The following is an 18,155-nucleotide window of genomic DNA, read 5'->3' as shown; positions in this document are numbered from 1 at the left end:
GGGGGCAACGAGAACAAGGCCTTCAGGCCACAAGGAGAAAACGGTGAGCAAGACCCTGGCCCCCAACAAGCCCGCAGCGAGCGCCAAACCGGCCGCGCGGTCGGCGGGCAAAGCCGGCTCCGATGCCTGGAAAGGCAAGCCCGGCCACCTGCTGACCGACGAGGAAGTGCTGGCCATGCCCGATGGCGAGTACATGAACGACCAGCAACTGGCGTTCTTCCGCGCCAAGCTGCAAAGCCTGCGCGACAGCATCCTCAACAACGCGGGTGAAACGACCGAGCACCTGCGCGAAGACACGACCATCGTGCCGGACCCGGCCGATCGCGCCACGATCGAAGAAGAGCACGCCCTCGAGTTGCGCACCCGCGACCGCGAGCGCAAGCTGCTCAAGAAGATCATGCAGTCCATCGCCCGCCTCGACAGCGGCGAGTACGGCTACTGCGACGAAACCGGCGAGCCCATCGGCTTGGGTCGCCTGATCGCCCGTCCCACGGCCACGCTGTCGCTCGAAGCGCAGCAACGCCGTGAGATGAAGCAGAAGATGTTCGGGGACTGAGTCCCGGTTCGCGCGCGCATGGCCGACGATCCCAAGCAATCGGACAGCTTCCTGCGCAAGGTGGCGCGGTTCGTCGCCAACCCGACCACGGATTGGAAAGAAATCAACTCGCGCCAAGACAACCCGGAAAGCGAGTTGGCCAAGGCCGAACTGCGCGCCATGATCGAACGCAAGCGGCGCAACGACTTCGTGCGCAAGCGCGAACTCGACATGCTGCGTCGCCTGCGCCGCGAGGGCCTGACGCCCGAGCAACTGGCGGCGGCCGGCGAGCAAAACAGCTCGGTCATCTCCGACGCCGAACGCGTGGCCTCGGAGATCAGTCGCGACGACGCCTCGGCGGTCAAGGACAAGATCGACCAGATCGAGCAGCAGATGGTCAAAGAGGGCTTCCGCAGCAGCATGACGCAGCGGCCGCCCTTTGACAAAGAAGTGCCCTCGCCCCGGCCTGCGGCGGCGGCCTTTGCGCCCACCATGCCGGCGGCGCCGCCGACCCTGCCGCCCGAACAACTGCCCACGGCCGTGGCCAAGATGGGCGCCGGCCTGTCGCCCCCGTCCGACGCGGCGCCCAGCGATGTGCACAGCCTGCCCCCGCTGGAGATGTCCCTCAGCTTCGAGGTGGCCAGCGAATTGGGCGTGCCCTCGGAACTGGCCCCCGCGCCGCCCGATTTCGAGTTGGTGCGTGGCCACGAGTCGGCCCAGCCCGAAGAAGAAGAGTTGCCGCACGACCCCGAGCTGGACGAGGCCGTGATGGCCTTCGCCAACGGCGACAACGAAACCTGCGAGCGCAGCCTGGTCGCCCTCACCGAGGCCGACGGCGCCCGCCACATGCACAGCCCCACCTGGCTGGCCCGTTTCGATTTCTACCGGGCCACCGGCAACCAGCAGGCGTTCGAGTCGCTGGCGGTGGAGTACGTGCACCACTTCGGCCTGTCGGCGCCCCAGTGGGTGTCGCTGCCGCGCCTGGTCGTCGAAGGCCGCAAGGCCGCCGAGACGCGCCCGAGCGGCAGCAGCGCCCCCAAGGCCCAGGGCGTGAACTGGGCAAGCCCCGAGCGCCTGGACCTGGACGGCCTGTTGTTGCTGCGCAAGCGCTGCGAGACCGCCCCGCTGCCCTGGGTGCTGGATTGGGGCCCGCTGAAGGCCATCGAGCCCGAGGCCCGGGGGCCCCTGACCGACTTGCTGCGCGAGTGGTCCAAGCTCAACACCGAAATGCGATGGCTGGCCGGCAACCACTTCATCGAGGTGGTGCGCGAAGCCTGCCCGGTGGGCGAGCGCGACACGGACACCGGCTGGTGGATGCTGTGCCTGGAAGTGCTGCGCGCCGCCAACCGGCCCGACCAGTTCGACGAGGCCGCGATCGACTACTGCGTGACCTACGAGGTGTCGCCGCCGAGCTGGGAGGCCCCGCGCTGCCGCGTGCGCATGACCAGCGGTGGCTTGACCACCCTGAGCCCGAGCAGCACGCAGGTCAGCCGCCACTCCGACTCCATGCCCGCCTTCCTTGAATCGACCACCATGGAAGGTGCCGGTGACGACGGCCCCCAGGTGGCGCACCTCGAGCTGATGGGGCAACTGGTGGGCGACCTCACCGAGCAACTCAAGAAGCTCAGCGCCCAAATCGGCACGGCCACGCAGGTGCAGATCGCCTGCCCCCGCCTCATCCGCCTGGACTTCATCGCCGCCGGCGACGTGTTGAACTGGGTGCTGCAGCAGCGCAGCGACAACCGCACCGTGGTGTTCACCGAGGCCCACCGCCTGGTGGCCATGTTCTTCGGGGCCATGGGCATCAACGAACACGCCCGCATCAAGGTCAAAACCGTCTGAGCCGGACTTGAACCTGGGGCCCTGGGCCCCACCTGCGGGCTTTCCCCGGGCGCTCGCCCGGCACCTCTCACCGAGACCCCGCGCATGAGCGACTCCCCCGTCTTTCACGGCACCACCATCTTGTCCGTGCGCCGCAACGGCGTCGTGGCCTTGGGCGGTGACGGCCAGGTGACCCTGGGTCACATCGTCTTCAAGAGCACCGCCCGCAAGGTGCGCAAGCTCCACCGCGACCAAGTGCTGGCCGGTTTCGCCGGCGCCACGGCCGATGCCTTCACCCTGTTCGAGCGCTTCGAGTCGAAGCTGGAGAAGCACCAGGGCCACCTGCTGCGCGCCGCCGTGGAACTGACCAAGGACTGGCGCACCGACCGCGTGCTGCGCCGCCTGGAGGCCATGCTGGCCGTGGCCGACCGCGAGCACAGCCTCGTCATCACCGGCAACGGCGACGTGCTGGAGCCCGAAGAGGGCGTGGTGGCCATCGGCAGCGGCGGGGCCTACGCCCAGGCGTCGGCCTTGGCCCTGCTGCGCCACAGCGAACTGAGCGCGCCCGACATCGTCAAGCAGTCGCTGGCCATTGCCGGCGACCTGTGCATCTACTCGAACCAGAACCACACGATCGAGATCCTCACATGAGCGCGATGACCCCCCAAGAGATCGTCTCCGAACTCGACCGCCACGTGGTCGGCCAAGCCCAGGCCAAGCGCGCGGTGGCCATCGCACTGCGCAACCGCTGGCGCCGCCAGCAGGTTGAGGGCAGCCTGCGCGCCGAGATCTCGCCCAAGAACATCCTGATGATCGGCCCCACCGGCGTGGGCAAGACCGAGATCGCCCGCCGCTTGGCCAAGCTGGCCGATGCGCCCTTCATCAAGGTCGAGGCCACCAAGTTCACCGAGGTGGGCTACGTGGGCAAGGACGTGGACACCATCGTGCGCGACCTGGTGGACATCGCCGTCAAGCAAGAGCGCGAGGCGCAGGTCAAGGCCCAACGCATGCGCGCCGAAGACGCGGCCGAAGACCGCATCCTCGACGTGCTGGTGCCCCCGCCCCGCGCCGTGGGCTTCGGCGAGGAGCCGGCCAAGGCCGACAACACCGCCCGCCAGGTGATGCGCAAGCGCCTGCGCGAGGGCGCGCTCGACGACAAAGAAATCGAGCTCGACCTGGCCGACAAGGCACCGGCGATGGAAATCCTCGGCCCGCAAGGCATGGAGGAGATGGCCGAGCAGCTCAAGGGCCTGTTCGGGCAGATGGCGCAGGGCAAGCGCAAAACCCGCAAGCTCAAGATCAAGGACGCCTTGGCCGCGCTGGTGGACGAAGAGGCCGCCAAGCTCGTCAACGAGGACGAGATCAAGCAGGCGGCCCTGCACAAGACCGAGCAAAACGGCATCGTCTTCATCGACGAGATCGACAAGGTGGCGTCGCGCAGCGAGGTCGGTGGCGCCGACGTCAGCCGCCAGGGCGTGCAGCGCGACCTGCTGCCGCTGGTGGAGGGCACCACGGTCAGCACCAAGCACGGCATGGTCAAGACCGACCACATCCTGTTCATCGCCAGCGGCGCCTTCCACCTGGCCAAGCCCAGCGACCTGATCCCCGAACTGCAAGGCCGCTTCCCCATCCGGGTGGAGTTGCAGAGCTTGAGCGTGGCCGATTTCCAAGCCATCTTGACGAGCACGCACGCCAGCCTGATCAAGCAGTACCAGGCCCTGCTGGCCACCGAAGGCCTGACGCTGACCCTGACCGACGAGGCCATCGAGCGCCTGGCGCGCATCGCGCACGAGGTCAACGAGCGCACCGAGAACATTGGCGCGCGGCGCTTGGCCACGGTGATGGAGCGCCTGCTCGACGAGGTCAGCTTCGACGCCCCCAACCGCGGCGGCCAGACCCTGGTGGTGGACGCGGCGATGGTCGACGCCCGCTTGGGCGAGTTGGCGCACAACGAAGACCTGAGTCGCTTCATCCTCTGACCTGGGTCAAGTCGGCGGCGCCCGGCCCTGCCTAGGCTCTTGGGCATGAACCGGGCCCCTACCGACCGAGCGCACCTCACCGCGCCCTCCCCTTGGCGCTGGGCGGTGCTGGGGGCCTTGTTGGCCACCATCCCGGCCTTTTACGTGGAGATGTTGGCCGACCTGCCGCTGTCCGCCGCGGGCTGGGTCTACGGCCTGGCGGCCTGCGTGGTGGGCATTGCCCGTTGGCGCAGCCCCGCGCCCCGCAGCCCACGCGAGCGCACCCAGCGCGGGTTGGACCTGGCCTTGGTGCTGGGCCTGGCCCTGAGCGCCGCCTTGCCCACCAGCCGGGAATCGGGCGCCGCCTTGGCCTTCCGGCTGCTGGTGGCCGGGCTGAGCCTGCTGCGCATGGTGGGCATCGTGCGCCCCTGGATCACCCGGGGCAGCCTGCACCACGTGCTGGTGCTGAGCCTGCTGATCCTGGCCGGCTGCGGCGTGGGCTTTTGGCTGCTGGAGCCCCGCGCCGTTACCCTGGCCGACGGGCTGTGGCTGGCGTTCACCACCGCCGCCACCGTGGGCTATGGCGACATCGTGCCCACCACCCCAGCGGCCAAAATTTTTGCCGTGTTCGTCGTGCTGCTGGGCTACGCCGCCCTGTCGCTGGTGACGGCCGCCATCGCCGCCGTGTGGGTCGAGTCGGCCGAGCGCGAGGTCGAGCGCGAGATCCTCCACGAACTGCACGCCGAGGTGAAGCGTCTGCGCGCCGACCTGCAGACGCTGCGCGACGAGCGCCGCGACTGAGGCCGCCGGCGGCCCGTTCAGGCCGCGCCGTTCGCGGCGTGCAAGGCCAGCAGGCCGTCGAAGATCAGGCCGTCGATCAGCTCGTGCGGCACGCCCAAGGCGGGCGCCACCTTCCAGCCGGCGCCGCCGGTCATCAGCGTCATCGGCGCCCGCCCGGTGTGCTGTTGCAAGGCGCGGTGTTGGCGCTCGATGGCCCCGGTGATGGCGTAGGTGCCGCCACTGGTCAGGGCGTCGGAGGTGTTGGTGGGGAAGTTGCGCACCTCGCCGGTCGGCACGCGCAGGCCGGCGGTGCCGCCTTCCAAGGCGCGCAGCATGATGCCGTGGCCCGGCAGGATCAGCCCCCCCAAGAAGTGCCCCTGGGCGTCCAGGGCGTCGATGGTCACGGCGGTGCCGACCATCACCACCAGCACCGGGCCATCCCAACCCTTGGCCTTGGCATGCGCACGCGCGCCGATCAGGGCCACCCAACGGTCGGCCCCCAGCCGCGTGGGGTGGTCGTAGCCGTTGGTGACACCAGCGGCGGATGTCGAGGGCACGACCCAGCGCGGGCTCAGGTCCCACAACTCCAGTTGCTCCTCCACGCGACGGCGCACCGCATCGCCGGCCACGTTGCTGCCGATGATGGCGGTCGGGGCCGGCGCGGGCAGCACCTGCCAGTCGCCCTCGCCCAGGGCGTCGATGTGCTCGAGGAACACGGCGCCTTGCGCCACCGGCACGCTGCCGGGCTCGGTGCGCTCGAAAAGGGCCCACTTCAAACGGGTGTTGCCCACGTCAATGGCCAGCAGTCGCATGAAGGTGCCACCGATTCCACGGGTTGCGAATGGCGCGCAGCCTAACAGCGTGCGAAGGAATTCCCGCTACCCCTAATATCGAGCACACAGCTCGCCAACCCCGGAGTGCTAATGCCTAAGAAAAGCTGGTCGCTTGCGACCCAGATGTGGGTGCCCGTCGTCGCCCTGATCGTGGTGCTGACCATCACCGCCGTGCTGCTCGTGGGCCGCACCTTGCGCCTGATCGACGAGTCCAAGGTGCAACAGGCCACACAACAGGAGAAGCTGGAGCTCAGCCTCAAGCTCCACGACTGGCCCGAGGCCCACGCGGCCGTGTCGATGGCGGTCGCCCTGGCCAGCGACGAGGCCCTGAAGGCCCCCTTGGCCGAGCAACAAAAAGCCCTCACGCAGCGGATCACCGAAGGCCTGGCGCGCATGGGCAAGCTGGTCAGCGACAGCGAAGAGCGCGGCGTGATGGGCAAGGTTCAGGCCGCGGCCGACGACTACCTGGGGGCCTCTGCCAAGGCGCTGGCCGGGGGCGCCGATGGGGCCGCCTGGAAGGCCCAGACCGCCGCATCCCAGCAAGCGCTGGCGCAAGCCACCGAGTCCTTGCACGCCCTGCAGGAGCGGCAGGAATCGGCCCTGCGCGCGGACATCAGCGGCGCCCGTCTGAAGAGCACCTACGCCGTGCTGGCGGTGGTCATCGTGGTGGCCATCGCCTTCTCGGGCAGCACCTTCTACCTGGTGCGCACCATCATCAACCCCGTGAAGTCGGCCATCGGCCTGGCCGAGCACATCGCCGACGGCGACCTCACCCGCGAGGTGCGCGTGGACCGCGGCGACGAACTCGGTGACCTGCAAAAGGCCCTGGCGCAGATGCGGGACGGCTTGGCCGACATGGTGACCAAGGCGCACGAAGGCGCCGACAGCGTGCAGACCGCCGCGGCCGAAATCGCCAGCGGCAACATGGACCTGAGCCAGCGCACCGAGACCACGGCGGCGCACGTGCAGCAAACCAACTCCGCCATCAACGACCTGGGCGTGGCGGTACGCCACAGCGCCGAAAGCGCGGCCACGGCCAACCAACTGGCGCAGAGCGCCGCCACCGTGGCGCAGCGGGGCGGCGAGGTGGTGGGCCAGGTCGTCAGCACCATGGAGCAGATCAACACCAGCTCCAAGAAGATCGCCGACATCATCGGCGTCATCGACGGCATCGCCTTCCAAACCAACATCCTGGCCTTGAACGCGGCCGTGGAAGCGGCCCGCGCGGGCGAGCAAGGCCGCGGCTTCGCCGTGGTGGCCGGCGAGGTGCGCAGCCTGGCCAGCCGCTCGGCCGAGGCGGCGCGCGAGATCAAGACCCTGATCAGCGCCAGCGTGGAACGGGTCGAGGCCGGCACGCGCCTGGTGGCCGACGCCGGCAGCACCATGGACGAGCTGGTGGGCAACGTGAACAAGGTGTCGGACGTGATCGGCGAAATCAGCGCCAGCACGGCCGAGCAGAACCAGCACCTGAGCGGCGTGGCCGCCAGCATGGTGCAACTCGACCAAATGTCGCAAAGCAACGCCGCCCTGGTGGAAGAAGGCGCCGCCGCCGCCGAGAGCCTGAAGGAGCAGGCGGTGAAGTTGCACCAGTTGGTCAGCCGCTACCGCGTGGAGGGCTCGGCACGCCGCGCCCCAGCCCCCGCCGCCCCCGCCCCCGCTCCTCGGCCCGCCCTGGCCAAGGCCAGCCCGAAGCCCGTGGCACGCCCCATGCCGGCACCGGCACCGCGCCCGGCGGCGGCGCCGACACCCGCCGCCCCGGCGGTGGCCGCCGCCGACGGCGACTGGGAAACCTTCTAAGCGCGACTCCCACTCGGGGTCGACGCGCGAAGGGGCCCTAGGCCCGCAGCACCTCGCGCAGAGCGGTCGCGTCCCGCGCAGCTTGGCGAACGACCTCGCCCACCACCAGCAGCGCCGGGCTGGTCAGGCCTTCGCGGGCGATGCAGGCCGGCAAATCGGCCAGGGTGGTGATGGCGTGGCGTTGGCGCGCCGTGTGGGCCGCGCTCACCACCGCCGCCGGCGTGTCGGCCCGCAGGCCACCGGCCAGCAACTGGGCTTGCAGCTCGGCGCAACGCGCCACGCCCATGTAGATCACGAGCGTCAGGCCGGTGCGCGCCAGCGCCGCCCAGTCGGGCTCGCGGCAGCCTTCGCCCGGATGGCCCGTGACCAGCACCACGCCCGCGCTGTGGCGCCGGTCGGTGACCGGGATGCCCACGCCGGCCGGGCCGGCGATGCCGCTGGTGAGGCCGCTGACGACCTCGACGTCCAGACCGGCCGCGCGCAGTGCGTCGACCTCCTCGCCACCCCGGCCGAACACGAAGGGGTCGCCGCCTTTGAGCCGCACCACGCGGTGGCCGGCCTGCGCCTCGCGCACCATCAGCGCGTGGATGAATTGCTGATCCGTGCTGATGCAACCGCCGCGCTTGCCCACGCGCAGCAGGCGGCCCCGAACCAGCGCCAGCACGCGCGGATCGATCAGGTCGTCGGCCAGCACCACGTCGGCGGCCTCGATGCGCTTCAGCGCGCGCAGGGTCAGCAGCTCAGGATCGCCAGGGCCGGCGCCCACCAAGGCCACAGGGTGCAGGGCTGTCATGCAGATACCTCCTCGGGTTGGGTGCTGGCCACCAGGCGTCTCAGGCTGGGCAGGCAAGAGCCGCACTGCGTGCCGCAGCGCAGCGCGCCTTGCAGCGCGGCCAGGCGCTCGTCGGCACTGCCAGCACAGCGACGCAATTCAGCGGTGATCGCGTCCTCGCGCACATCGAAGCAGTTGCAGACCTGCGCGGCGCGCGGTGCAGCCAGCTGGGCGCTCGGGGGCGTGCCGGGGCCCAGCAGCCAGCGGCCCAGGGCTTGGACGCTTTGCCGCTCGCGCCACAGGGGCAGCAGCCAGGCGGCTTCGTCGTGTTCGCCCACGCGCAGCAGGGCTTGCAGGGCCTCGCCGTCCAAGCGCAACAAGCGCAGTCGGCCGCGCCCGGCGTCGGCGTAGCGGTGCACCCCCGGGCCGTGCAGGCCCACGGCCTCGGTCAAGGCCGCCAGCAGCGCGGGGTCGGGCGCCGTCTCGGCGGCGGCCTCCAACACCCAACCGCAGCGCGCCGGGTCGTCGCTGGGCACGGGCAGGCAGGTGGCGTAGGGGAAGGCGTTGAGCTGCGCGCGCAGGCGCTCGCGCAAGGCGGCGCCCTCGGCCGCCGGCACCCAGGCGCAGGCCGACAGGCGCCAAGGCAATGCGGCGCTCGCCACGTCCAGCGCGGCAAACTTCAGCTCGGGCTGCTGCGAGTCGGGGCAGCGCGCGCCGTGGGTCAAGGCATTGATGCCGTCGCCGGCCAGGAACTCGGCGCCCCAGTGCATGGGCAGGTCGGCCTGGCCCAGGCCCACGCGGGCATCCGTTTGCAGGGGCAGCACGGTGGCCCCGCGCGCGGTGCGCAGGCGCAGCAGCTCGCCGTTCACCAGGCGGCGGCGCTCGGCATCTTGGGGGTGCAGGCGCAGCACGGGGCCACCCTCATGGGCGAACAGCCCCGGCACGGCGCCGCTGCGGCTCATGCCGTGCCACTGGTCGCGCAAGCGCGTGGTGGTGAGCTGGAAGGGGAAGGCGGCGCTGGCGCGCTCGGCCGTGGGGCGGACCGGGCTGGCCACGAAGCGGGCGCGGCCGCTGGGCGTGGGGTAGCGGCCGTCCTCGTACAGGCGCTCGCGCGGGCCGTCCACGAAGGGCCACTGCTGCGGGCCTTGGGCGTCCAGCAATGCGTAGCTCAGGCCGCTGATGTCGAGGTCGCGGCCGCGGGTGCTGTCGCGGTGCTCGTTCCACAGGGCCTCGGGGCTGTCGGTGGCGAAGACGCTGGGACGGCCAGGGCGCAGCTCGGCCTCCAAGGCCAGCGCCACCTCGCGCACGACCTGCCAGTCGGGCCGGGCCAAAGCAGGCGGCGGCACGGCGGCCCGAACGCGGCTGATGCGGCGCTCGCTGTTGGTCACGGTGCCCTCTTTCTCGCCCCAGGTGGCCGCGGGCAGCTGCAGGTCGGCAAAGGCCGCGGTGGCGGTGCCGGCAAAGGCCTCTTGCAGCACGACGAACTCGCAGCGTTCGAGCGCCGCGCGCACCAACGCTTGATCGGGCAGGCTTTGCGCGGGGTTGGTGCAGGCGATCCACAGCGCCTTGATCTCGCCGCGCGCCGCGGCCTCGAACAAGGCCACCGCCGTGTGACCGGGTCCGGGCAGGGCCTCGTCGGCGCCCAGGCCCCAGAGCGCGGCCACCTCGGCGCGGTGCTCGGGGTTGGTGGGGTCGCGGTGGCCGGGCAGCAAGGTGGCCATGCCGCCGCTCTCGCGCCCGCCCATGGCGTTGGGCTGGCCGGTGAGCGAAAACGGCCCCGCGCCGGCCTTGCCAATCTGCCCCGTGGCCAGGTGCAGGTTGATGAGCGCGGTGTTCTTGGCGGTGCCACTGCTGCTTTGGTTCAGGCCCTGGCAGTACAGGCTCAAGGACCGCGGCGAGGTGGCGAACCACTCGGCCGCGCGCCACAGGTCGGCCTCGGGCACGCCGCAGGTTTTGGCGGCGCGCGCCGGGGTCCATTCGCGCACCAGGTCCTTGAGTGCGGCAAAGCCCTCGGTATGCGCCTCGATGTGGGCCGCGTCCATCCAGCCTTGCCAGATGCAGGCGTGCAGCAGGCCGTGCATCAGGGCCACGTCGGTGCCGGGTTGGATCGCCAGGTGCAGGTCGGCCAGCTCGGCGGTTTCGGTGCGGCGGGGGTCGACGACGATGAGCTTGTGGCCGGCGCCCCGCGCCAGTTTGGCGGCGCGCGCGGCCTCCAGCCGGCGGAACAGCACCGGGTGCGCCCAGGCGGGGTTGGCACCCGTGACCAGCACGCAGTCGGCCTGCTCCACGTCGGTGTAGCTGCAGGGCGGCGCGTCGGCCCCCAGGCTTTGCTTGTAGCCGGTGACGGCGCTGCTCATGCACAGGCGCGAATTGCTGTCGATGTGCGGCGTCTTCAGCACCGCGCGCGCCAGCTTGTTGAAGGCGCAGTAGTCCTCGGTCAGCAGCTGGCCCGAGATGTAAAAACCGATGGCCTCGGGCCCGTGCGCGGCGCGGATGCGCAGCAGCTCGCGCACCAGGTGCGCGTTGGCTTCATCCCAGCCCACCGCCTGCGGCGCCTGGCCCCGGCCGGCGCGCAGCAAGGGCTGGCGCAGGCGCTGGCCCTGCAGCACCACGGGCGTGGCCGTGCGGTGCAGGTTGGTGCCCTTGGTGCACAGGCGGCCGAAGTTGGCCGGGTGGTCAGGATCGCCGCGCACGCCGGTGATCTGGGCGCCGTCGTGCTCGATGACGACGCCGCAGCCGACCCCGCAGTAAGGGCAGGTTGACTTGGTCTCGCGCAGGGCCATGGCGTTCACCGGCTGCGGAGCCCCCCGCCCGGCGGGGGGACGAGAGGGCGGTGCCTCCGGTCGCCGCAGAGCGGACCGCGCGGCAGCGCGCGTCCGCAGCCGACGCCGCAGTAGGGGCAGGTCGACTTCGTTTCCATCTCAGGCCGTGGTGATCGGGATGCGCTTGCTGCAAGGCCCGGCCGTGGGCGGCGACAGGTCCAGCGCGTGCTTGGCCAGCTCCATCCCGTCCAGCTGCACGCGGCCGTCCACCACGCGCACCGCAAAGCGCGGGGTGCAGCCCTCGTCGGGCGCCGCGGCCAGGCCGGTGTCCAGCGCGATGGTCCAGTTGTGCAGCGGGCAGGCCACGCCGCGGCCGGCCACGATGCCCTGGCTCAGCGGGCCGCCCTTGTGCGGGCAGCGGTCCAACAAGGCGAAGACCTCGTCGGTGGCGGTGCGGAACACGGCCACGTCCATGCCCTGGGGGCGGGCCACGCGGCGCGCGCCCAGGACGGGGATGTCGCCCACGGCGCAAACGTCGACCCAAGTCATACCGCCACCTTTTCAAACTGACGCAGGTCCACTTTCGCCGCGTCGAAATCAAACCAAGGGTCGGGCTCGCCCTGCAGCGCGAACTGCAGCTGCGCCCACAGCGCCTTGCGGCCGGCCTCGTCGTCCAGGATGCGCTTCTTCACGTGGTCCAGGCCCACGCGGCTCACGTAGTGCACGGTGCGCTCCAGGTACCAGCCCTCCAGGCGGTAGAGCTGCATGAAAGCGCCGGTGTACTCCAGCACCTCCTCCGCGGTTTTGAGTTTGGTGAAGAAGTGCGCCACCTCGGTTTTGATGCCGCCGTTGCCGGCGATGTACATCTCCCAGCCGGAGTCGACGCCGATGATCCCGACGTCCTTGATGCCGGCCTCGGCGCAGTTGCGCGGGCAGCCGCTCACCGCGAACTTGACCTTGTGCGGGGCGTACATGCGCCACATGGCGCGCTCCAAGTCCTTGCCCATCTGCGTGCTGTCCTGCGTGCCCATGCGGCACCACTCGGCGCCCACGCAGGTCTTCACGGTGCGCAGGGCCTTGGCGTAAGCGTGGCCACTGGGCATGCCGATGTCTTTCCAAACGTTGACCAGGTCCTCCTTCTTCACACCCAGCAGGTCGATGCGCTGGCCGCCGGTGACCTTGACGGTGGGGATTTGGTACTTGTCCACCGCGTCGGCAATGCGGCGCAGCTCCGAGGCCGTGGTCTCGCCGCCCCACATGCGCGGGATCACCGAGTAGGTGCCGTCCTTTTGGATGTTGGCGTGCGCGCGCTCGTTGATGAAGCGGCTTTGCGGGTCGTCCTCGGCCTCCTTGGGCCAGGTGCTGATGCGGTAGTAGTTGACCGCCGGCCGGCAGGTCGCACAGCCGTTGGGGGTGCGCCAGCCCAGGGCTTGGAACACGCTGTCTTGCGTCAGCAGCTTTTGCTCGCGGATGGCATCGCGCACGTCCTGGTGGCTGGCGTCGGTGCAGCCGCACATCGCCTTCTTCTTGGGCGCGGCGCTGTAGTCGCCCCCGGCGGTGACCATGATCAGCTGCTCGACCAAGCCGGTGCAGGAGCCGCAGCTGGCGCTGGCCTTGGTGTGCTTGCGCACCTCGTCCAGCGTGAACAGGCCCTTCTCCTTGATGGCCTTGCAGATGGCGCCTTTGCTGACGCCGTTGCAGCCGCAGACCTCGTCGGCATCGGCCATGGCGGCCGCACGGTTCTGCCCCTGGTGGCCCACGTCGCCGATGTTGCTGCCCGACTCGCCGAACATCAGCTTGTCGCGGATGTCGGCCACCTTGCGGCCCTCGCGCAACAGCTTGAAGTACCAGCCGCCGTCCACGGTGTCGCCGTACAGGCAGGCGCCCACCACCTGGTCGTTCTTGATCACCAGCTTTTTGTAGACACCGGCGAAGGGGTCGCTCATCACGATCTCTTCGGTGCCCTCCCCGCCCATGAAGTCGCCGGCGCTGTAGAGGTCGATGCCCGTCACCTTCAGCTTGGTGCTGATGGCCGAGCCGGTGTAGCGGCCGATGCCGAACTGCGCCAGGTGCGTGGCGCAGACCTTGCCCTGCTCGAACAGCGGGGCCACCAGGCCGTAGGCGATGCCGCGGTGCGCGGCGCACTCGCCCAGCGCGTAGATGCGCGGGTCGGTCACGGTCTGCAAGGTGTCGGTCACCACGATGCCGCGCTGGCAGTGCAGGCCCGCGCTTTCGGCCAAGGCCGTGTTGGGCCGGATGCCGGCGGCCATCACCACCAGGTCGGCCGGGATCTCGTCGCCGCCCTTGAACTTCACCGCCATCACGCGGCCACCGGCACCGTCGAACTTGTCGCCGATCAGGGCCTGCGTGCTCGTGGCCAGGCGAAAGCGCAGGCCGCGCGCCTCCAGCGACTTCTGCAGCAGCTCGGCCGCCTGGCGGTCCAGCTGGCGCTCCATCAGCCACTCGCCCAGGTGCACCACGGTCACCTGCATGCCGCGCAGCATCAGGCCGTTGGCCGCCTCCAGACCGAGCAGGCCGCCGCCGATCACCACCGCGTGGCGGTACTTGGCGGCGGCGTCGATCATGGCCTGCGTGTCGGCGATGTCGCGGTAGGCCACCACGCCCTCCAAGTCCTTGCCCGGCACCGGGGGCACGAAGGGCAGGCTGCCGGTGGCCAGCAGCAGGCGGTCGTAATGGGCCGAGGTGCCGTCCTCGGCCACCACGCGGCGGTTCACGCGGTCGATCGTCGAGACCGTTTTGCCCAGGTGCAGGGTGATGCCGTGCTCGGCGTACCAGCTCAAGGGGTTGAGCACGATCTCGTCGAGCGTCTGCTCGCCGGCCAGCACGGGGCTGAGCAGGATGCGGTTGTAGTTCGGGTGCGGCTCGGCGCCGAACACGGTGATGTCGTACAGGTCGGGCGCGATCTTCAGCAGCTCTTCCAGCGTGCGCACGCCGGCCATGCCGTTGCCCACCAAGACCAGCTTCATCTTGCGGCCGTCGGCGGGCAACAGCGCGCCCTGCACGGCCCGATCGGGTGCATTCATCTCGGTCTCCGAAGGGGGATCAGGCGGCGGCGGGGTGGCTGTGCCGCGTGTAGAGGAAGTCGATGACGGCCTTGCGCGCCGCGATGTAGCGCGGGTCCTCGGCCAGCTGCACGCGGTCGCGCGGACGGGGCAGGCCCACGTCCAGCACCTCGCCGATGGTCGCTGCCGGCCCGTTGGTCATCATCACGATGCGGTCGCTGAGCAGCACGGCCTCGTCCACGTCGTGGGTGACCATGACCACCGTCGAGCCCGTGCGCGCCACGATGGCCAGCAGCTCGTCCTGCAGCTTGGCGCGGGTCAGCGCGTCCAGCGCGCCGAAGGGCTCGTCCATCAGCAGCACCTTGGGCTCCATGGCCAGCGCGCGGGCGATGCCGATGCGCTGCTTCATGCCGCCGCTGATTTCGGCCGGCCGCTTGCCCGCGGCGTGGCCCATGCCCACCAGCTCCAGCGCGGCCAAGGTGCGCTGGCGCAGCTGGCTCTTGCTCTCGCTGCCCCCGAACACGCGCTCCACGGCCAGCATCACGTTGTCGAAGCAGCTCAGCCAGGGCAGCAGCGAGTGGTTCTGGAACACCACCGCGCGCTCCGGGCCGGGCTTGGCGATCTCGCGGTTGTCGCACAGCAAAGTGCCGCTGGTGGGCAACAGCAAGCCGGCGATCAGGTTCAGCAGCGTGCTCTTGCCGCAGCCGCTGTGGCCGATGAGGGTGACGAACTCGCCCTTGGCGATGGTGAGGTTCACATCGGCCAGGGCATGGAAGCGGCCCCGGCCGGTGCTGAACACCATCTCGGCCTGCTGGATCTCGATGAACTCACTCATGGCTGAACCTCTTGGCGATGGCGACCAGCAGCTGCTCCAAGAGCAGGCCGACGAAGCCGATGACGAAGATGGCGATCAGGATGTGCGCGACGTTGAGGTTGTTCCACTCGTCCCACACCCAGAAGCCGATGCCCACGCCGCCTGTCAGCATCTCGGCGGCCACGATGACCAGCCAGGCGGTGCCCACGCTCAGGCGCACGCCCGTCAGCATGTAGGGCAGCACGGCAGGGAACAAGATCTTGGTGATGACCTTCCACTCGGACAGGTTCAGCACTCGCGCCACGTTCAAGTAGTCCTGCGGCACGCGCTGCACGCCCTGGGCGGTGTTGAGGATCATGGGCCAGATGGAGCAGATGAAGATGGTCCAGATGGCGGCCGGGTCGGCCCGCTGGAACACCAAAAGCCCGATGGGCAACCAGGCCAGGGGCGACACCGGGCGCAGCAGGCTGATCAAGGGGTTGACCATCTGCGCCAAGAAAGCGAAGCGCCCCAGCGCGAAACCCAAGGGGATGCCCACCAAGGCCGCCAGCCCGAAGCCCATGCCCACGCGCTGCAGGCTGTTCAGGATGTTCCAGCCGATGCCTTGGTCGTTGGGGCCGTTGCTGTAGAACGGGTCCGAGAAGAGCTTGACGGCCGCCTCGAAGGTGGCCTTCGGGGTCGGAAACGAGCCGCCGTTTTGCGTGAGCAGCGCCCACACGCCAATCAGCAGAGCCAGGCCCAGCAGCGGAGCGGCGACGGGAAGCACCCAACGCTTGGCGTCGAAGCGGCGCTCGACACGCGGCGCTGGCGCCGGGGCCTTGGGCTCGGCGGGGCGCACTGCCAGGGGCGCGGCACCGTCGGCGGGTGGGGCATCGGCGGGAAGGTGAAAGACAGCGGCGACCATGCGGGGCTCCTCAAGCCTTCACCTTGAACGAGTCGGCGTACTTCGCGGGGTCCTTGCCGTCCCACACCGTGCCGTCGATCAGCTTGCTCGTGCGCAGATCGCTCTTGGGCACGCTGACCTTGAGCTGGCTGGCCGCCTGCGTGTACAGCGCCGTTTGGTTGACCTGCTTGGCCACGGCCAGGTAGTCGGGGTGGCTCTTGAGCAGGCCCCAGCGCTTGTGCTGCGTGAGGAACCACATGCCGTCGCTCAGGTAGGGGTAGTTCACCGCGCCGTCGTCGAAGAACTTCATGTGCTTCGGGTCGTCCCAGGTCTTGCCCAGGCCGTTTTGGTAGCGGCCCAGGATGCGCTGGTTGATGGCGTCCACGCTGGTGTTGACGTAGGCCTTCTCGGCGATGGTTTCGGCCATCTGCTGCTTGTTTTTCAGGCCGGCGTCGATCCAGCGGCCGGCTTCCAGCACGGCCATGATCACGGCGCGCGCGGTGTTGGGGTACTTCTTGACGAAGTCGCCCGTGGTGCCCAGCACCTTCTCGGGGTGGTCGGGCCAGACGTCCTGCGTGGTGGCGGCGGTGATGCCGATGCCGTCGATGATGGCGCGGTGGTTCCAGGGCTCGCCCACGCAGAAGCCGTCCATGTTGCCCACGCGCATGTTGGCCACCATCTGCGGCGGCGGCACGGTGATGACCTTGGCGTCCTTCATCGGGTTCACGCCGTAGCTGGCCAGCCAGTAGTACAGCCACATGGCGTGCGTGCCGGTGGGGAAAGTTTGCGCGAAGGTGTATTCGCGCTTTTCTTTGGCCATCACCTTGGCCAGCGAGGCGCCGTCCACGGCCCCTTGGTCGGCCAGCTTCTTCGACAGCGTCAGCGCCTGGCCGTTGCGGTTCAGGGTCATCAGCACGGCCATGTCCTTCTTGGGGCCGCCCACGCCCAGGTGCACGCCGTACACCAGGCCGTAGAGCACGTGCGCCATGTCCAGCTCGCCGTTGACGAGCTTGTCGCGCACGCCGGCCCAAGAGGCCTCCTTGGTGGGGATGATCTTGATGCCGTACTTCTTGTCGAAGCCGAGCACCGAGGCCATCACGACGGAGGCGCAGTCGGTCAAGGGGATGAAGCCGATCCGAACTTCTTCCTTCTCCGGTTTGTCGGAGCCTTGCGCCCAGGCCTGAGGGAGTGCACCCGTGGCGGCCATGGCGGCGCCGGTCATGAGGATCGAACGGCGGTTGAGGCCGTGGTTCGTGTCGTCTGCATGGTTCATAGGTTCCTCTCAGGCAAAAAAAAAGGGCGTCACAACCAGGTCGGTGCGTTGCTGGGAGACATTCAGCGCGGCTCCTGCCTGGTTGGACGCCCTTGTCCAACACAGCTCACTCACCCTCGGCCTTGCGGCTTCGGGCTTTGTCACCCACCCCGTTGCGGGTGACGTCTTCTCTATTGCAGGAGCTGTGCCAGCTTTTTTCCCTGGGGAAAGCGCCCCGGTTTGCGCCCTTTTGGTGCACCGCAGCAGGGCACCTGCACCAGGGCGGGGTCAACCCTGAAGCAACTGGTGCGCGTCGATCACCTGCTGCGCCACCACGGCGGCGGTCACGCCGCGGTCCATGGCCAGCTTTTGCAGGCGCTTGTGGGCCTCGGGCTCGCTCAGGCGCAGTTGCGCCATGAGGATGCGCTTGGCCTCGTCCACCTTTTTGCGCTGGCCCGCGCCGCTGCGGGCCTCGGCCAGTTCGGTGCGCAGGGCCTGCTCCTGTTCAAAGCGGGCCTGCGCCACCTGCATCACCGGCAGCAGGCGCTGCGGGCTCAGTCCCGCCACCACGTAGGCGCTGACGCCGGCCTTGAGCGCCGCGCGCATGGCCTCGCCCGCCTCGTCCTCGGCAAACATCACCACGGGGCGCGGGGCCCTTTCGTTCAGCAGGGCCAGGTTTTCCAGCGTGTCGCGGGTGGGGGATTCGGCGTCGACGATGACCACATCGGGCCGCATGCTCTGCACGGCATCGTGGATGCGCGTGGCCTCGGCCAGCACGCCCACCACCACGTGGCCCTGCTGGATCAGGGCCTCGGCGATGTGGCGCACGCGGTGCGCGCCGTCGTCCACCAGCAGCACGCGCAGGCTCGGGGTGGATGGGAGGGCGGCGTTGGGCATGCCCTCTGACTTGCAAGATTCGCGCCAA

General features: G+C 69.7%; 15 protein-coding genes. 6 read left to right on the top strand and 9 right to left on the bottom strand.

The annotated features are described in order from the left end of the window. The first annotated feature begins 43 nt into the window (after positions 1-43). From dksA to EOD73_RS17795, 5 genes are all read left to right on the top strand, one after another. Positions 44-556, top strand: a complete 513-nt coding sequence (gene dksA / locus EOD73_RS10355; protein WP_240660668.1) for an RNA polymerase-binding protein DksA — start codon at positions 44-46, stop codon at positions 554-556. Between the two features lie 18 nt (positions 557-574). Continuing rightward, positions 575-2,377 (top strand): hypothetical protein, encoded by a 1,803-nt coding sequence (locus EOD73_RS10350; protein ID WP_127682906.1) that lies wholly within the window; start codon positions 575-577, stop codon positions 2,375-2,377. Positions 2,378-2,461: 84 nt separating this feature from the next. Beyond that, positions 2,462-3,007: an ATP-dependent protease subunit HslV gene (hslV, locus tag EOD73_RS10345; RefSeq protein WP_127682905.1), complete on the top strand. Its 546-nt coding sequence runs from the start codon at positions 2,462-2,464 to the stop codon at positions 3,005-3,007. Continuing rightward, positions 3,004-4,335 carry an ATP-dependent protease ATPase subunit HslU gene (gene hslU / locus EOD73_RS10340; RefSeq protein ID WP_127682904.1) on the top strand — a complete coding sequence of 444 codons (1,332 nt, stop codon included), beginning with the start codon at positions 3,004-3,006 and terminating at the stop codon, positions 4,333-4,335. The genes hslV and hslU overlap by 4 nt, the downstream gene beginning before the upstream one ends. Positions 4,336-4,380: 45 nt before the next feature. After that, the gene (locus EOD73_RS17795; protein ID WP_240660667.1) at positions 4,381-5,115 is read left to right on the top strand and encodes a potassium channel family protein; all 735 of its coding nucleotides are present in this window, start codon (positions 4,381-4,383) and stop codon (positions 5,113-5,115) included. Between the two features lie 17 nt (positions 5,116-5,132). Here the strand turns inward: EOD73_RS17795 and EOD73_RS10330 are convergent, their stop codons facing one another. After that, positions 5,133-5,906 (bottom strand): type III pantothenate kinase, encoded by a 774-nt coding sequence (locus EOD73_RS10330; protein ID WP_127682903.1) that lies wholly within the window; start codon positions 5,904-5,906, stop codon positions 5,133-5,135. A 111-nt stretch (positions 5,907-6,017) separates the two neighbouring features. On the opposite strand from EOD73_RS10330, the gene EOD73_RS10325 reads away from it, so the two are divergent. Continuing rightward, complete coding sequence (locus EOD73_RS10325) at positions 6,018-7,724, top strand: methyl-accepting chemotaxis protein (protein WP_127682902.1); 1,707 nt, start codon at positions 6,018-6,020, stop codon at positions 7,722-7,724. Between the two features lie 37 nt (positions 7,725-7,761). On the opposite strand, the gene cobA is transcribed toward EOD73_RS10325, so the two are convergent. From cobA to EOD73_RS10285, 8 genes are all read right to left on the bottom strand, one after another. Then, positions 7,762-8,517 carry a uroporphyrinogen-III C-methyltransferase gene (cobA, locus tag EOD73_RS10320; RefSeq protein WP_127682901.1) on the bottom strand — a complete coding sequence of 252 codons (756 nt, stop codon included), beginning with the start codon at positions 8,515-8,517 and terminating at the stop codon, positions 7,762-7,764. Beyond that, entirely contained in the window at positions 8,514-11,279 is a 2,766-nt protein-coding gene (locus tag EOD73_RS10315; protein WP_240660666.1) for a nitrate reductase, read from the bottom strand. The genes cobA and EOD73_RS10315 overlap by 4 nt, the downstream gene beginning before the upstream one ends. Before the next feature lie 138 nt (positions 11,280-11,417). Next, the gene (gene nirD / locus EOD73_RS10310) at positions 11,418-11,807 is read right to left on the bottom strand and encodes a nitrite reductase small subunit NirD (protein ID WP_127682900.1); all 390 of its coding nucleotides are present in this window, start codon (positions 11,805-11,807) and stop codon (positions 11,418-11,420) included. Further along, positions 11,804-14,302 (bottom strand): nitrite reductase large subunit NirB, encoded by a 2,499-nt coding sequence (gene nirB / locus EOD73_RS10305; protein WP_127682899.1) that lies wholly within the window; start codon positions 14,300-14,302, stop codon positions 11,804-11,806. Before nirB ends, nirD begins: the two co-directional genes overlap by 4 nt. 19 nt (positions 14,303-14,321) lie before the next feature. Next, positions 14,322-15,116 (bottom strand): ABC transporter ATP-binding protein, encoded by a 795-nt coding sequence (locus tag EOD73_RS10300; protein ID WP_127682898.1) that lies wholly within the window; start codon positions 15,114-15,116, stop codon positions 14,322-14,324. Then, complete coding sequence (gene ntrB, locus EOD73_RS10295) at positions 15,109-15,999, bottom strand: nitrate ABC transporter permease (protein ID WP_127682897.1); 891 nt, start codon at positions 15,997-15,999, stop codon at positions 15,109-15,111. The genes EOD73_RS10300 and ntrB overlap by 8 nt, the downstream gene beginning before the upstream one ends. A 10-nt stretch (positions 16,000-16,009) precedes the next feature. Further along, on the bottom strand, positions 16,010-17,200 hold the full coding sequence (locus EOD73_RS10290) for a CmpA/NrtA family ABC transporter substrate-binding protein (RefSeq protein ID WP_240660682.1): 1,191 nt from the start codon (positions 17,198-17,200) through the stop codon (positions 16,010-16,012). Between the two features lie 318 nt (positions 17,201-17,518). Next, entirely contained in the window at positions 17,519-18,127 is a 609-nt protein-coding gene (locus EOD73_RS10285) for an ANTAR domain-containing response regulator (protein WP_127682895.1), read from the bottom strand. Between the last annotated feature and the right edge of the window lie 28 nt (positions 18,128-18,155).

Origin of the sequence: Inhella crocodyli, from assembly GCF_004004565.1 — a bacterium.
GTDB classification, from domain to species: Bacteria; Pseudomonadota; Gammaproteobacteria; order Burkholderiales; family Burkholderiaceae_C; genus Inhella; species Inhella crocodyli.
This window is presented reverse-complemented; position numbering and strand designations above follow the sequence as displayed.

Coding starts and splice junctions, on each gene's coding strand:
- ntrB (WP_127682897.1), bottom strand. CDS start 15,999: ATGGTCGCCGCTGTCTTTCACCTTCCCGCCGATGCCCCACCCGCCGAC.
- hslV (WP_127682905.1), top strand. CDS start 2,462: ATGAGCGACTCCCCCGTCTTTCACGGCACCACCATCTTGTCCGTGCGC.
- EOD73_RS10285 (WP_127682895.1), bottom strand. CDS start 18,127: ATGCCCAACGCCGCCCTCCCATCCACCCCGAGCCTGCGCGTGCTGCTG.
- nirD (WP_127682900.1), bottom strand. CDS start 11,807: ATGACTTGGGTCGACGTTTGCGCCGTGGGCGACATCCCCGTCCTGGGC.
- hslU (WP_127682904.1), top strand. CDS start 3,004: ATGAGCGCGATGACCCCCCAAGAGATCGTCTCCGAACTCGACCGCCAC.
- EOD73_RS10350 (WP_127682906.1), top strand. CDS start 575: ATGGCCGACGATCCCAAGCAATCGGACAGCTTCCTGCGCAAGGTGGCG.
- EOD73_RS10325 (WP_127682902.1), top strand. CDS start 6,018: ATGCCTAAGAAAAGCTGGTCGCTTGCGACCCAGATGTGGGTGCCCGTC.
- EOD73_RS10300 (WP_127682898.1), bottom strand. CDS start 15,116: ATGAGTGAGTTCATCGAGATCCAGCAGGCCGAGATGGTGTTCAGCACC.
- cobA (WP_127682901.1), bottom strand. CDS start 8,517: ATGACAGCCCTGCACCCTGTGGCCTTGGTGGGCGCCGGCCCTGGCGAT.
- EOD73_RS10315 (WP_240660666.1), bottom strand. CDS start 11,279: ATGGCCCTGCGCGAGACCAAGTCAACCTGCCCTTACTGCGGGGTCGGC.
- EOD73_RS17795 (WP_240660667.1), top strand. CDS start 4,381: ATGAACCGGGCCCCTACCGACCGAGCGCACCTCACCGCGCCCTCCCCT.
- EOD73_RS10330 (WP_127682903.1), bottom strand. CDS start 5,906: ATGCGACTGCTGGCCATTGACGTGGGCAACACCCGTTTGAAGTGGGCC.
- EOD73_RS10290 (WP_240660682.1), bottom strand. CDS start 17,200: ATGACCGGCGCCGCCATGGCCGCCACGGGTGCACTCCCTCAGGCCTGG.
- nirB (WP_127682899.1), bottom strand. CDS start 14,302: ATGAATGCACCCGATCGGGCCGTGCAGGGCGCGCTGTTGCCCGCCGAC.